At 66.4% G+C, this 14,328-nt stretch carries 12 protein-coding genes; 4 read left to right on the forward strand and 8 right to left on the reverse strand.

Annotated features, from left to right (window positions below; all coding sequences use genetic code 11):
* Positions 1 to 15 precede the first annotated feature (15 nt).
* Positions 16 to 282 (reverse strand): succinate dehydrogenase assembly factor 2, encoded by a 267-nt coding sequence (locus tag F812_RS0120920; RefSeq protein ID WP_020087942.1) that lies wholly within the window; start codon positions 280 to 282, stop codon positions 16 to 18.
* Between the two features lie 200 nt (positions 283 to 482).
* Here F812_RS0120920 and recG point away from each other — a divergent pair, with 200 nt between their 5' ends.
* Positions 483 to 2,597, forward strand: a complete 2,115-nt coding sequence (recG, locus tag F812_RS0120925; RefSeq protein WP_020087943.1) for an ATP-dependent DNA helicase RecG — start codon at positions 483 to 485, stop codon at positions 2,595 to 2,597.
* A gap of 43 nt (positions 2,598 to 2,640) precedes the next feature.
* On the opposite strand, the gene F812_RS24945 is transcribed toward recG, so the two are convergent.
* The 4 genes from F812_RS24945 to glmU form a co-directional block, all read right to left on the reverse strand.
* Entirely contained in the window at positions 2,641 to 3,465 is an 825-nt protein-coding gene (locus tag F812_RS24945) for a DUF502 domain-containing protein (protein WP_020087944.1), read from the reverse strand.
* Positions 3,466 to 3,541: 76 nt separating this feature from the next.
* Positions 3,542 to 5,008 (reverse strand): SPOR domain-containing protein, encoded by a 1,467-nt coding sequence (locus tag F812_RS0120935; RefSeq protein WP_083929307.1) that lies wholly within the window; start codon positions 5,006 to 5,008, stop codon positions 3,542 to 3,544.
* A gap of 106 nt (positions 5,009 to 5,114) precedes the next feature.
* Positions 5,115 to 6,935, reverse strand: a complete 1,821-nt coding sequence (glmS, locus tag F812_RS0120940) for a glutamine--fructose-6-phosphate transaminase (isomerizing) (protein ID WP_020087946.1) — start codon at positions 6,933 to 6,935, stop codon at positions 5,115 to 5,117.
* A gap of 131 nt (positions 6,936 to 7,066) precedes the next feature.
* Positions 7,067 to 8,428 carry a bifunctional UDP-N-acetylglucosamine diphosphorylase/glucosamine-1-phosphate N-acetyltransferase GlmU gene (gene glmU, locus F812_RS0120945; RefSeq protein WP_020087947.1) on the reverse strand — a complete coding sequence of 454 codons (1,362 nt, stop codon included), beginning with the start codon at positions 8,426 to 8,428 and terminating at the stop codon, positions 7,067 to 7,069.
* 406 nt (positions 8,429 to 8,834) lie between these two features.
* Between glmU and F812_RS25795 the strand changes: the two genes are divergently transcribed.
* Both F812_RS25795 and F812_RS0120960 read left to right on the forward strand, forming a co-directional pair.
* Positions 8,835 to 9,761: an SPOR domain-containing protein gene (locus F812_RS25795; protein WP_051113892.1), complete on the forward strand. Its 927-nt coding sequence runs from the start codon at positions 8,835 to 8,837 to the stop codon at positions 9,759 to 9,761.
* A 190-nt stretch (positions 9,762 to 9,951) separates the two neighbouring features.
* Positions 9,952 to 10,434, forward strand: coding sequence for a cupin domain-containing protein (locus F812_RS0120960; RefSeq protein WP_020087948.1), 483 nt, complete (start codon positions 9,952 to 9,954; stop codon positions 10,432 to 10,434).
* An 81-nt stretch (positions 10,435 to 10,515) separates the two neighbouring features.
* Here the strand turns inward: F812_RS0120960 and ypfJ are convergent, their stop codons facing one another.
* Complete coding sequence (gene ypfJ / locus F812_RS0120965) at positions 10,516 to 11,514, reverse strand: KPN_02809 family neutral zinc metallopeptidase (protein WP_026868338.1); 999 nt, start codon at positions 11,512 to 11,514, stop codon at positions 10,516 to 10,518.
* 372 nt (positions 11,515 to 11,886) lie between these two features.
* Here ypfJ and F812_RS0120970 point away from each other — a divergent pair, with 372 nt between their 5' ends.
* Positions 11,887 to 12,072: a hypothetical protein gene (locus F812_RS0120970; protein ID WP_198011252.1), complete on the forward strand. Its 186-nt coding sequence runs from the start codon at positions 11,887 to 11,889 to the stop codon at positions 12,070 to 12,072.
* Between the two features lie 22 nt (positions 12,073 to 12,094).
* On the opposite strand, the gene F812_RS0120975 is transcribed toward F812_RS0120970, so the two are convergent.
* Complete coding sequence (locus tag F812_RS0120975) at positions 12,095 to 12,850, reverse strand: SDR family NAD(P)-dependent oxidoreductase (protein WP_020087951.1); 756 nt, start codon at positions 12,848 to 12,850, stop codon at positions 12,095 to 12,097.
* 224 nt (positions 12,851 to 13,074) lie between these two features.
* The coding region (gene gorA, locus F812_RS0120980; protein ID WP_020087952.1) for a glutathione-disulfide reductase at positions 13,075 to 14,328 on the reverse strand (1,254 nt) is incomplete at its 5' end.

Genomic DNA, 14,328 nt, shown 5'->3' on the forward strand with positions numbered 1-14,328 from the left:
GTGCGCCAGCCCCGCTCAACCGAGACCGTGAAACTTCCGGATTTCGGCAACCACGTCCGAGAACTCGAACGCCACATCGCCGGGAGGCGGCCCCAGCAGCCAGGCTTGGATCTGCGGCTCGGTCACGGCCAGGAAGCGCTCGAACCGCGCCAGCTCCTCGCCCGACATGCCGGAGAGCCGCTCCTCCGCGAACCGGCCCACCAGAAGATCGAGCTCCTTGGTTCCCCGGTGGGCCGCGCGCCAGGCTGCGCGACGGCGCCGCACCTCGATATCGTCGCTCATGATCAGAAAAACCGTTTGCGTGCCGGGCCCGCTTTGCTTCGCCCGCCTCGGGGTGTCATATAACGCCCTCTCCGGGGCCTGTCAGCCCATGGAGAGGGCGGTCGCCCTCCCGCGTCGCCGCAGGCCGGTTCCGGAAACTCTTTCCAGACCCAGAACAACGAGATAACCAAACCCCCGAGCGCGGTTCCGACGCAGACGACATGCGGCCCAACGAGCTATCTCCCCTGTTCGCATCCGCCGATACCCTGAAGGGTGTCGGCCCGCACGTCATGACGCTGCTCAAGAAGGCGCTGAAACTGCCCCCGGGCGTCGCGCAACCCCGCGTCATCGACCTGCTCTGGCATCTGCCCACGGGCGTCATCGACCGGCGCGCCGAGCCAACCGTAGCCGCCGCCATTCCCGGCACCATCGCCACCCTCAAGGTGCGCGTGCTGAAGCATAAGGCGCCCCCGCGCGGAAACAACAAAGCGCCCTACAAAGTCTCGACCGAGGACGAGACCGGCCGCCTCGATCTCATCTTCTTCCGCGCAGAGCGCTCCTTCATCGAGCGGCAGCTCCCCGTGGGCGAGGAGCGCTACATCTCCGGCCGCGTCGAGCGCTATGGCGAAACACTCCAGATGGCGCACCCGGATTACATCGTGGCCCCCGAGGCGCGCGGCGATCTCCCGCTGCTGGAGCCGGTCTATCCGCTCACGGGCGGCCTCTCCGGAAAGGTGCTGCTCAAGGCCGAGCGCCAGGCCCTCGACAAAGCCCCCGCGCTTGACGAGTGGCAGGATGCGGCCTGGCTCAAGCAGCGCGGCTGGCCGTCCTTCGCCGAGGCGTTGAAGCGCCTCCACCATCCGGACGACGCCGCAGACGTCTCCCCCGGCAGCACCCCGCTCCAGCGCATCGCCTACGACGAGCTGCTCGCCAACCAGCTCGCGCTCGCCATCGTGCGCGAAAGCTTCAAGGCTCAGCGCGGCCGCCCTGTGAAAGGCGACGGACGCCTGCGCCAAAAGATTGTCGCCGCCCTACCCTTCAAGCTGACGGGCTCGCAGACGGCCGCACTCAAGGAGATCGAGATCGACATGAGCTCGCCGCGGCGCATGTTGCGGCTCCTCCAGGGCGACGTAGGCTCCGGCAAGACCGTCGTCGCGCTGCTGGCCATGGCAACGGCGGTGGAGGCCGGCGCACAAGCGGCCCTCATGGCCCCCACCGAGGTGCTCGCCCGCCAGCACGCAGAAACCATCGCGCCGCTCGCGGAGGCCGCGGGCCTCTGCGTCGGCCTCCTCACCGGGCGCGAGAAAGGCCGAGCCCGCGACGAGCTTTTGAGCCGCCTCGCCTCGGGCGAGATCGACATCCTCATCGGCACCCACGCGCTCTTCCAGGACGACGTCGTCTTTCGCGATCTCGCCTTCGCCGTCATCGACGAGCAGCATCGCTTTGGCGTCCACCAGCGCCTCGCGCTCCAGACCAAGGGAGGCGAAGGCGGCGCCAACATGCTGGTCATGACGGCAACGCCCATTCCGCGCACGCTTCTCATGACGCATTACGGCGATCTCGAAGTCTCGCGCCTTTCCGAGAAGCCCGCCGGCCGCAAACCCATCACCACGCGCCAAATCCCCAACACCAGCATCGAGAAGCTGATCGCGCGCATCAAGGTACAGCTTGCGGAGGGCGCGCAGGTCTATTGGGTCTGCCCGCTCATCGAAAGCTCGGACGTGTCAGATCTCGCCGCCGCCGAGGAACGCCACGCGCATCTGACCCAGATCCTCGGCGAAGGCGTCGGCCTCCTCCACGGCGGCATGAACGCCACTGCCAAGGACGCCACCATGGCCGCCTTCGCCGACGGCAATCTCAAGGTGCTCGTCGCCACAACCGTCATCGAGGTCGGCGTCAACGTGCCGAATGCCAACATCATGGTGATCGAGCACGCCGAGCGCTTCGGCCTGGCCCAGCTTCACCAGCTCCGCGGCCGCGTAGGCCGCGGCAGCCGCGAGAGCTTCTGCATGCTGCTCTATCAGGAGCCGCTGACCAAGACTGCTCAAGAGCGCCTCAAGATGATGGAGGAGACCGAAGACGGCTTCCTGATCGCGGAGAAGGATCTCGAGCTGCGCGGCGGCGGCGAGGTGCTGGGTGCGCGCCAGAGCGGAGAAGCGGAGTTCCGCGTTGCGGGCGGCGTGAACTTCTCCGAGATGCTGCAAGCAGCCCACGACGACGCACGCCTGATCTATCAGGCCGACCCCGCGCTCACCACCGAGCGCGGCCAGGCCCTGCGCCGCCTGCTCTATCTCTTCGAATGCGACGAGGCCATCCGCCTGTTCCGCGCGGCGTAGACAGAACCGCGCGCATCACGTTCCGGATGGCAGCGCTAGCCGCTCACGTCCCGCCCTCGGGCGTCGTCCCGGGAGCCGGAGGCGGAGGCCGCTTCGTCTCGGTTCTGATGCCGCGCTCGGCGAGCTGCTTGAGCCGCGCCTCGTAGTCCGGCACGACCATGCCAGCCGACATCACGATCTTGGCCGCATCCTCGACGCTCATTTTGAGGAACTTTACGTCGCGGCGCGGCACGAAGCAGATGAAGCCCGTCGGCGGCACGATGCCTGTCGGCATGAACACCGTCAGCAGGTCCTCTTCCCCGCCGGGCTGCGCGATGTTGATCTCGCCCTTGGTCTCGCCCGTCACGAACACGATGGACCAGAGACCCTTCGAGGGAAACTCGATCAGACCCACCTTCTGAAAGCCCTGCTGCGTGCCGCTCGCTGACGCCGACACCAGCGACTCGAAGAACTGCTTCAGCGCCCGGTACACGTTGCGCACGATCGGCATGCGATCGAGCGCCATCTCACCGAACGAGATCAGCGAGCGTCCCAACAGGTTGGCGGCGAGCGCGCCGGTCACCGTCAGGAACAGGATGCCGAACAGAAGCCCGATGCCGGGCACCGCGAAGGGAAGATACGTATCCGGAAGATAGATGCGCGGCACGAACGGCTTGAGCCACGCGTCCGTGACGTTGATCACCCACCAGATGATGTAGATCGTGAGCGTGACCGGCCCGACGATGATGAGGCCGGTCAGAAAGTAGTTCCGGAGCCGGGCGCCGATGCGTAGCGGGGCACCATCATCGGTAGCCAGACGCTGAAGCCCGGCAGAAAGTCCGCCGTCGTCGCTGCCGCTGGGCTTTTTGCCGGAAGGGGTGTTCGTCATCGCAGGACCATGGTGGGGTCTCGGGTGTCACTCGTCAACACCCGCCGCGATCCGCCAAGTCCCGGCCGCCGGTCCGCTACTGCGTCACCACCAGACAGTCGAAACCTTGTGGCTTGAGCGTCTTGCAGAGCTGGCCGGGCTCCGCCGCATCGGCATAAGGCCCGAGCCGCACGCGGTAGAACGTGCCCATGCTGCCGATCACGGCTTCGTCGATCTCGGGCGTCACTGTGCCGTTCTGCACGGCCTGATAGGTACGCAGCGATTGCGCGAGCTTTTCGGCCTCCTCGCGCGAGCGCACGGCCGCGACCTGGAGCTTGTAGGCACCACCTGCCGCACCCACCGATGCGGTCTTGGTCTTCTTGCTGGGCGCCGGTGCGGTTGCCGTCTGCGGGCCTCCCCAGGGAAGCTCGGTCGGCGCGTCGGGTCCGCGCTGAACCATCGACGACGTCTGCGCCGTGGTAACTGTCGTCTCCGGGCCCCAGCCGGACGGCTGCGCCGTCGAGCCGGTCGTGACCGGCGAGGCCTCGGCGGAGGCCTGCGAGCCGGACGTGCCGGAGCCGAAGATGTTGCCGAAGAACCCGCTCACCGCCGAGCCTGCGCCCGCGAGAGGGTTCGAGGCCGGGCTCTGCGGCGCGGCGGCCGCGCCCGGCATCGTGTTGAAACCGCCCGCGTCCGACGCGGGGGCATAGCCTGCCACGATCTGCGCCTGAGCCGGTGGCGGCGAGCTCGTCGTCGCGGTCTGCGTATCCCACGAGGTCTGCGCAACGGCCGCGGGAGCCTCGGGAGCCGCCGCAAACCCGGAAACCGGTGCGGCAGCGGGCGCAGGAGCGATGGCCGCAGACATGGAGGTCGGCACGACGGCCGTAGCCTGCGCCGTCTGCTGCGCGGGCGCCGGCGACGGCGAGGACGAGCCGCCGGTCAGCGACGGCAGTGTCGGCAGCGAAAGGAAATTCCAGAACGAGGACTGCTGCGAGACATCCACCACCTGCGCGCCGGGCTTCGCCCCGCCTGCAGAGGCCGTCGCCGTCGACTGATCGAGCGGCGCCGCGCCGATCGGGGGCGGATTATCACCCAGCCCGGCTTCGCGATAGGCGAGCTGGCGCTCCTCGGTTGCCTTCTTCTTGAGAGTGTCCGGAAGCCCGCCCTTGAGCCAGATGGCTGTGGTCAGATCCGAGATCGCCTGCGCGGGCCGGCCGAGTTGCCGATAAGCCGAACCACGGAAATACAGCGCACGTGCCATTTGCGCGTTGGGCAGACCGCCGCCCGCTAGAGCCACGCTGAGCTGCTGCTCCGCCCCGGCCATGTCACCGGATTCGAAAGCCTTGGTACCGGCGGCGTAAGCGCGCTGGATCGCAGCCGTATCGACCTGCGGCGCGGCATCCTGCTTCTTCTGCTTGGCGGATTTGTTGGTGGTCTTCTTGTTCGTCTCGCCAGCCGCATAGGCGCTCGCCGGCAGCACCGCGACGCCAAGCGCCAGCGCGGCTGCCAACAAGGGCAAACCCACCCGCCCGGCGCCCGTCTTTCGATGAGCAGCGTTTACCATGCGCTATTTTCCCTGCCGCTAGCCTGACGCAGCACCCCACGAACATCTAAGTCAACCAGACGGAAGAGGCAAATCCGGGGCAACACGGTGACCGCGCTTATCCCCCTCATTCGACCGTAACCGACTTGGCGAGATTACGCGGCTGATCGACGTCGGTCCCCATGAACACGGCCGTATGATAGGCGAGAAGCTGAACCGGGATCGCGTAGATCAGCGGATTGGTCAACGGATGCGCCTTGGGCGTCGGGATATGGGCCGCGAGCGCGCACCCGATCGTCTCGGGATTAGCGTTCGAGATCAATATGATCTGTCCACCGCGGGCGGCCACTTCCTGCACGTTCGACACCGTCTTCTCGAGCAGGTCGTCCTCCGGCGCCACCACGATCACCGGCACCGCCTCGTCGATCAGCGCGATCGGCCCGTGCTTGAGCTCGCCCGCCGCGTAGCCCTCCGCGTGGATGTACGAGATCTCCTTGAGCTTGAGCGCCCCTTCGAGCGCCAGCGGATAGCTGGAGCCGCGTCCGAGATAGAGCACGTCGCGCGCCTTCGAGAGCCCGTGAGCAAGTTCGATGTACTGCTCCTCGTTGCGCAGCACCGTCGAGATGAGACGCGGCACCTCAACGAGCGCCGTCACTAATTCCTGCTCCAGCTCCTGAGAGATCGCCCCGCGCGCACGCCCAATCGCGATGGCAAGGCACGCGAGCGCGGCAAGCTGGCACGTGAAAGCCTTGGTCGAGGCGACGCCGATCTCAGGCCCCGCGAGCGTTGGCAGCACAGCGTGCGATTCGCGCGCGATCGTCGACGTGCGCACGTTGACGATGGAGGCGATGCGCTGGCCGTTGGCCTTGGCATAGCGCAGCGTCGCCAGCGTGTCCGCCGTCTCGCCCGACTGCGAGACGAACACGGCGAGGCCGTCCGCCGGCAGCGGCGCCTCGCGATAGCGCATTTCGGAGGCGACATCGATCTCGACCGGCACGCGCGCGTAGCGCTCAATCCAGTACTTGCCCACGAGACCTGCGTAGTAAGCGGTGCCGCACGCAGAGATCGTCACGCGCGAGATCTTGGTGAGATCGATGCCGAGATCCGGAAAGTTCACCCGCGCATTCGCCATGTCCAGATAGTTGGAGAGCGTATGGCTGATGACGTCCGGCTGCTCGTGGATCTCCTTCGCCATGAAGTGGCGGTGATTACCCTTGTCGACCAGCAGCGAACTCGCGACCGACTTGATGAGCGGGCGCGTCACGGGCTGGCCTGCGCGGTCGAACACCTGCACGCCCGCGCGGCGCATCACCGCCCAGTCGCCTTCCTCGAGATAGGTGATTGCGTCCGTGAACGGCGCGAGCGCGATGGCATCGCTGCCGAGATACATCTCGCCGCTGCCGTGCCCGATGGCGAGCGGGCTTCCCTGCCGCGCGGCGATCATCAGATCGTCCTCACCCGCGAAGATGATGCCGAGCGCGAACGCACCCTTCAGCTTGCCGAGCGCGGCCTTCACCGCATCGATCGGCCCCGCGCCCCGCTCCATCTCATCGGTGACGAGATGCACGACGGCTTCCGTATCCGTGTCCGTCTCGAACGTGTGCCCCTTGGCAGTGAGCTCCGTCTTGAGCTCGCGGAAGTTCTCGATGATGCCGTTGTGAACCACCGACACCTTGGCGCTCATGTGCGGATGCGCATTGCGCTCCGTGGGCCGCCCATGTGTCGCCCAGCGCGTATGCCCGATGCCCGTGTGCCCCGAGAGGGGCTCCGAGAGCAGCCGGGTTTCCAGATTGCGCAGCTTGCCTTCCGCGCGCCGCCGCTCGAGATGCCCGTTTTCGACGGTCGCCACACCGGCGCTGTCATAGCCGCGATACTCGAGCCGCCTCAGCGCATCGACGAGATCCGTCGCCACGGGTTTGCTGCCGAGAATGCCGACAATGCCACACATCGGTGAGCCTTTCGCTGCAAAGCTGGAGATCGACCGGAATCGGACGGAGAGATGGAAGACGCCCCCGGACTTGCCGTACGAAACGAGCGGCGGCCTATCAAATCAAACAATATGTCGATTCTTAACGCGACTTATTTCCCACTCGCCTGCGCCTTCCGGCGCGCCATCATGATGCGAAATTTGGCAGCCCACCCAGGACGTTCCTCCTGGGAGCTGCGCTCCAGCGCCAGTGCATCCGCTTCCACGTTCTTGGTGATCACGCTGCCCGATCCGATGTAGGCCCCCGCGCCGATCTTGACCGGCGCGACTAGCGAGGAGTTGGAGCCGACGAACGCCCCCTCCCCGATCTCGGTCTTGCTTTTGAAGAAGCCGTCGTAATTGCAGAAAATCGTACCGGCGCCGATGTTCGCCTTCGCCCCCACCGAGCCGTCGCCCAGGTAGGAGAGGTGGTTGGCCTTGGCCCCGTCGCCAAGCGCCACGTTCTTCACCTCGACAAAATTTCCGATGTGCACGTCTCGTCCCAGAACCGCGCCCTGCCGGAGCCGCGCGTAGGGGCCGACCCGCGCGCCCGCGCCCACACGCGCGCCTTCGAGGTAGGAGTTGGCCTTGATCTCGGCGCCCTCGTCCACCGTCACGCCGGGGCCGAAGAACACGTTGGGCTCGACCACCACGTCACGCGCCAGCGCGGTATCGAACGAGAACCACACCGTCTCGGGCGAGATCAGCGTCACGCCTTCGTCCATGGCCTGCTCCCGTGCGCGGCGCTGCCAGATCGCTTCCGCCTGAGCGAGTTCCCGGCGCGCGTTGACGCCGAGCACCTCGTCCTCCTCGCACACGACCACGCCCGCGCGGCCGCCCTGGCTGCGCACGATCTCGATCGCATCCGTGAGATAGAACTCGCCCTTCGCGTTGGCGTTGCCGATTTTGTCGAGCACAGCGATCGGCGAATCGAGCCGGAATGCCATCACGCCGGAGTTGCAGAGCTTGACCTCGCGCTCGGCCGGGCTCGCGTCCTTGGCTTCACGGATCGCGAGCAGGGTGCCGTCTACCGACGTGAGCAACCGCCCATAGCTGCCGGGATCGCGCGCATAGAAGCCGAGCACCGCCACCGCCGCACCCCGGTCCAGCTCTCCGATGAGCGCCTCCAGGGTTTCCTTCGTGATAAGCGGCGTATCCGCGAACAGAACCAGCAGGTCGCCTTTATGCGCCGCGATGGCTTCGCGCGCGGCCAGCACGGCATCCGCCGTCCCCGCCTGGTTCTCCTGCACGTAGACAGCCGCATCCGGAACCGCCGCCGTCGCCTCCTTGCGCACCGCGTCCATGCCGGGGCCCACCACCACCGCGAGCTTGTCCCCGCCGACGCTCTTGGCGCGTGCGAGCACGTGCCCCAGCATCGATCGCCCCGCGATGCGATGTAGAACCTTCGGCAGGTTCGAGCGCATGCGCGTTCCCTTGCCGGCGGCAAGTATGACGGTAAGCAGCGATCTGCTCATGGAGAAACCCTGGACGCTTGAGGGCCGCCGGAGGACCGGAACCCGGTTCCCCGCAGAAAAGCACGGCCAATTGAAGAGCTTGCGACCATTCTACGGTCCTTTGGGAACCGGGACCGGCCGCAGCACGCGAGAATCGGGCAGCACGCTATCGCTCCCCACGCCGGATCGCAAATCAGCCGCCGGACTGATGCACCCCGGACACCCCTCCCGGGCCTGCTGGCTTTTCCCCAAATCGTCCACAGTTGCATCACCCCGTTACGTTGACCCTCCGGGCCCGACTCAGACACCAACATTCTCATGCAAGAGGCCGCGTCGCCCGGTGTTCGGAAGGCCTGATCGAAAGGCCGGTTTCATTTGGCGGCGGCGCTGGAAAGCCTCCAACACAGTAGGGTCCGGAAAACAGATCATGACGGAAAAAAGCCTCCCGCAGCCGAGTTCGCCGTCGAGCGCCCCGCCAGCCAGGAGCCGCACTTTCACCCCCTACGTCCTGATTTGGGCGGGTCTCGCCACCCTGTCGCTCATCTATCTCGGTCTTCTCGCCACGCAGCCCGCCCTCGTCGCCCGCTATCTGGGCGCCGGCACGAAGACGGCCGCGGCAGAGACTGAAGCTTCCCAGAAGGCCATCGGCGAGGCTGTGGCGGAGGTGCATACGCTCCGCGAGACGATCGATCTCTTCCGCAACGAGCTGATCGAGCTGCGCGCCCAGGTCTCGGGCCAGACCGATGCGGCCCGTGATCTCGCCACCCGCATGGCGGCGCTGGAAGCGGCCGATCAGACGGACCCGCAGCGCATTGCCGCCAAGGATGCCAACGCCAAGACGGCAGCCGCGCAGGCCAAGGGCGCCAAGACCAAGGCCGAGCCGGCCCAGACGGCCGCAGCCACTCCCGCCCAGAAAGCGGCTGAGAAAGCGGCTGAGAAGGAAGCCGCGAAGAAGGCGGCCGCCAACAAGGCCGCGCCGGGCCTAGAGACCGGCAGCGTCGCCCAGCCCGCAGCCGGCGCCATCACGTTTGGCCCGCCGACCGTCACCACCACCATTGCCGTTCCGCCCTCGCAGACGGCGCCGCCAGCGAAGCCCCTTATCGGCGTGCAGATCGCGACCGGCCCCTCGGTCGACAGCCTGCGTCTGAGCTGGACCCTGCTCAACGAGCGCCACGGCGACACCCTCCGCGCCCTCGAGCCGCGTTACACCACCGACTCTTCCGGCGCCGAGCAGACCTACGATCTGGTTGTCGGCCCGGTCGCCTCGGTGGACGAGGCGCGCAGGCTCTGCCAGGAGCTGGCCCTCAAGGCGACGCCCTGCTCCGTCGGCCGCTTCACCGGCGACGCGCTCTAGCCCACGGCACGAGCGACACGACGCGACCACACGTCCTCCCCGGCTCATGGCGAAGCTCAGCTCCGCCACGAGCGCGGGGAGACGCCGTTTTGGCGACGGCTTCGCGCGCCACAAGGCACGCGCCGGCAAACAACCGCCATGTCTGCACGCCAGAACCGCGTGACACCAACCGGTCTGAGGAGCAGCACACATGAAGCCCATCATGAACCTCGACGAGGTCGAATTCGACGATGTCGAAGAAAACGGCATCTACACGTCGAGCCGCGGCCAGATCAGCGATCACATCGGCGCGAAGAAACTGGGGTACAATCTGACCGTCCTGCCGCCGGGGAAGGTCCAGTGCCCTTTCCATTGCCATCACGGCGAAGAGGAAATGTTTCTGATCCTCGAAGGCGAAGGCGAGCTGCGCTTCGGAGACAGGCGCTATCCGATCCGCAAGCACGACGTCATCGCGTGCCCGCCGGGAGGACCTGAGGTGGCGCATCAGATCATCAACACGGGCACGACGACGATGCGCTATCTGGCACTCTCGAACCTCGTCGACGTCGAAGCGTGCGAATACCCGGATTCACAGAAGGTTTCGATCGTGACCGGCAATCGCGGCGAGCGCGGCCTGCGCAAGATCTTCCGCGCCGAGAACACGGTCGACTATTACGATCGCGAGAAAGACTGACCTGCGCGCGGCATTCCTCTCCCGGCCCCTGCGGAGCATCGCTCCACTATGACCGGGGAAGGATCTGCGTCTTGGCGAAACCTAGAGATCGTCCGCCTTGAAGGTGTCGCACGCCTTCATCTCGCCGGACTGGAACCCGCGCTTGAACCACGCCTGCCTCTGCGCCGAGGTGCCGTGCGTGAACGCATCCGGCACGATGCGGCCCTGCGTGCGCTTCTGGATCATGTCGTCGCCGATCTGGCTCGCCGCGTTGAGCGCCTCGTCGATGTCGCCGCTTTCGAGCCGGTTCTTGAGCTGATCGTTGAGATTGGCCCACACGCCCGCCAGGCAATCGGCCTGCAGCTCCATCATCACCTGGATGCGGTTGCCTTCCCGCTCGCTCACGCGAGACTTCGCCCGCTGCACCTGATCCGAGATGCCGAGCAGGGTCTGCACATGATGGCCGACCTCGTGCGCGATCACGTAAGCCTGCGCGAAATCACCCGGCGCGTTGAAGCGGCGCTTCAGCTCGTCATAGAAAACGAGGTCCACGTAGACCTTCTGATCGAGCGGGCAATAGAACGGCCCCATGGCCGAAACGCCGGTGCCGCACGCCGTCTGCGTGCCGCCGCTGAACAGCACGAGCTGCGGCTCCTTGTACTTGCGCCCGAAGCTCTGAAACACCTGGTTCCAAACGTCCTCCGTATCGGCGAGCACACGCGAGATGAACACCTTCATCTCGTCGGTGGCCTTAGGAACCGGCTTCTCCTGTCCGGCGGGCTCAGCGCCGGGCAGCCCGGGGATCTCGAAGGGATTGTTGCGCTCCGCCGTGCGGCGCGGCGCCTGCTGCTGCTGAGGCATATTCGAGATGTCGGGAATGCCCTGACCACCGCCCAGCAGCACGTCCAGCGGGTTGATGCCGAAGAACAGCATGATCGCGCCGAGGATCAGCAGCGACGTGATGCTCATGCCGCCACGGCCGCCGATCGGGATCTGGATACCGCGCCCGCCGCCACCTCCCGGGAAACGGAACCCGCCGCCGCCCTGACCGCGCCGGTCATCTACGTTGCTGCTCTGGCGGTCGTCATCTTCGTAGCGCATGAAGGCACCTGTCTTCGCTTCGTTCGTTTTCAGACCATAGCTCTTGAGCGAGGACAAGAGCCAGTCGTTTGGACCGGATCGCGATTTTCCGGGCGCAAGAATGCCGATGATATAGGCAGAGCGCGCCGAAACTTTGAACGCGCCGGCGCCCCGCTCAGGCGATGCAGCGCAACATGCCGGCGCACCGGCCTGACCTGCCACGCATTTTTCCGTCACACCACCCTGGCATGACGATTGCTATTCCTTTTCGGACAGAGATGTCTGTGGGCGAGGCATCCTCGCCGATTGTCGATCTCGAAACGCGAGTGCTACATCGGGCGGCCCCCGAGGGGTATCCCGCCCGCACCGCAAACCCTGATGATGGAGGCGATTTTGCTGCGTCCGTTCCCGCCGTTCCGCGCCAAGCCGTCGAGGAAGCCCATCGCGCCCAAGCCCAGCGGCGAAGGCCGCAAGGAGACGGCTGCGATCGCCGTCAAGGCCCAGCGCCATCCGATCAAGCTTGCGCGCTTGAACGCCGCCCCGCCCCTCAAGATCTTGGGCCGCGACGCGCACGCATGAGGCGCGGTGAGGCCGGGGAAGCTTAGAGCCCCGCCGTCATGCCGCCATCCACGGCCAGCTCGGCACCCGTTACGTAGGCAGAATCCGCGCTCGCGAAGAACAGCGTCGCCCGCGCGATTTCCTCGGCCGTCCCGAAACGCCTGAGCGGCGTCTTATCGAGCAGCGCCTTGCTGACGAGCGGATTCTTGAGGAAGCGCTCGGTCAGAGCCGTGTCGATGTAGCCCGGCGCCACCGAGTTCACGCGGATATTGTAGGGCGCGTACTCGACCGCCAGCGCCTTCGTCAGCGCCGTCACGGCGCCCTTAGTTGCGGAATAGCCCGCGAGCTGTCGCAACCCGCGCTGCCCCATGATCGACGACACGTTGATCAGCGAGCCGTCGCCGGAAGCCTTGAGCAAGCCGAACGCGTCCCGCGCGATCCGCACCACGCCGTCCAGGTTCACTTCCCGGATCTTCACCCAGTCCGCATCCGAGAGATGCCGGAAGTCGCTGCGCACGTTGAGGCCGGCGTTGTTGACGACCACATCCGCCCGCCCGAAGGCGCGCTCCACCTCGCGGAACAATGCCGTCACGTCCTGCCCGCGCGAGACGTCAACCGTCATCGCCGTGGCCTGAAGCCCCTGCCCTCGCAGTCCCTCGGCAACCTGGGCGGCACTCTCTCCGTTGAGATCCGTCACGAACACGTGCGCACCCTCGGCCGCAAACAGGCTCGCGATCGCACGGCCGATGCCGGCCCCTGCCCCCGTCACCACCGCGACCTTGTCTTTCAGTCGATCCATATGCCTTCAAACCTTCGTGGATGAGAATACGAGAGCGCGATGCAACAGAGATGTCAGGATCCCGGCCGGCCCTGCGAAGCACGGCTGCGGGACGACGTCAGGCGCGCGGGAGACCGGTTTCCCAAGTACTCCGCCGAGTTCCGTCTGCCACTTATTGCTGGTCCCCGGAACTATGCAACAGCCCTGAGCGGGCCGGAATTAAATCGTATCGTTTGCTGAATCCTTCAGACGGGCGGCGCCCACTTCTCGCGCAGGGTAACCAGCTCCTCGCCAGCAGACGGATGCAGCGCGATCGTCGCGTCGAAGTCCGATTTCCGCGCCCCGAGCTGCAGCGCCACCGCCGCCATCTGCACGATCTCCGCCGCATCCGGCCCCAGCACGTGGCAGCCGAGTACGCGGTCCGTCGCCCGGTCGACCACGAGCTTCATCAACATGCGCTCGTTGCGCCCCGAGATCGTGTTGCGCATCGGCCGGAAGCGCGACTTGTAGAGATCGAGTTCGTGCCCGAGCGCACGCGCGGCCTCCTCCGAAAGCCCGACCGTCGCCAGCTCGGGCGTCGTGAACACAGCCGTCGGAATGAGCGTGTGATCGACCTGGACGGGGCGCTTGCCGAATACGGTGTCGGCGAAGGCATGTCCCTCGCGAATGGCGACCGGCGTAAGGTTAGCCCGGTCCGTTACGTCGCCCACCGCGAAGATGCCCGGCACCGTCGTCTGCGAGAAGCTGTCGACGATGACCTCGCCCTTGGCACCCGTGCGCACGCCCGCCGAGTCGAGCCCTAGGCCCTTCGTCGACGGCTCGCGGCCGATCGCGGAGAGGACGAGATCCGTCTCCAGCGAGCCCCCGCCTCTGAGCGCCACGTGGTAGGCCGCGCCATCGCGCGCAACACCTGTCAGCGCTTCATTCATCAGGAGCCTGATCCCGCGCCCCGCGAGCGCTTCCATCAGGCCGTCCCGCAGATCCTCGTCGAAGCCGCGCAGCACCTTGTCCCGGCGATGAACCAGCGTCGTCTCCACGCCGAGCCCGGCGAAAATCGAGGCGAACTCGACCGCAATATAACCGCCGCCGCACACCACGATGCGCTTCGGCAGATCCTCCAGCTCGAACACCTCGTTCGAGGTGACGATGTGATTGGCGCCCGGAATATCGCCGTAACGGCTCCGCCGCCCCCCGGTCGCGATCAGGATAGTCCGCGCCGTGATCCGCTGCCCGTCGGAAAGCTTCACCGCACCGGGGCCAATCAGCTCCGCGCGCGTCTTGAGCGTCACCACGCCCTTGGCCTTGAGATTGCTTTCGTAGATCTGCTCCAGACGGGCGATCTCGCGATCCTTATTGGCGATCAGCGTCCGCCAGTCGAACGTCGCAGGCCCGCTCGTCCACCCAAAGCCGCGCGCATCCTCGAACTCGTCGCCGTAGCGCGACGCATAGACGAGCAGCTTCTTCGGCACGCACCCGCGGATGACGCACGTGCCCCCGTA

The organism is Hyphomicrobium zavarzinii ATCC 27496 (assembly GCF_000383415.1).
Classification (GTDB): domain Bacteria; phylum Pseudomonadota; class Alphaproteobacteria; order Rhizobiales; family Hyphomicrobiaceae; genus Hyphomicrobium_C; species Hyphomicrobium_C zavarzinii.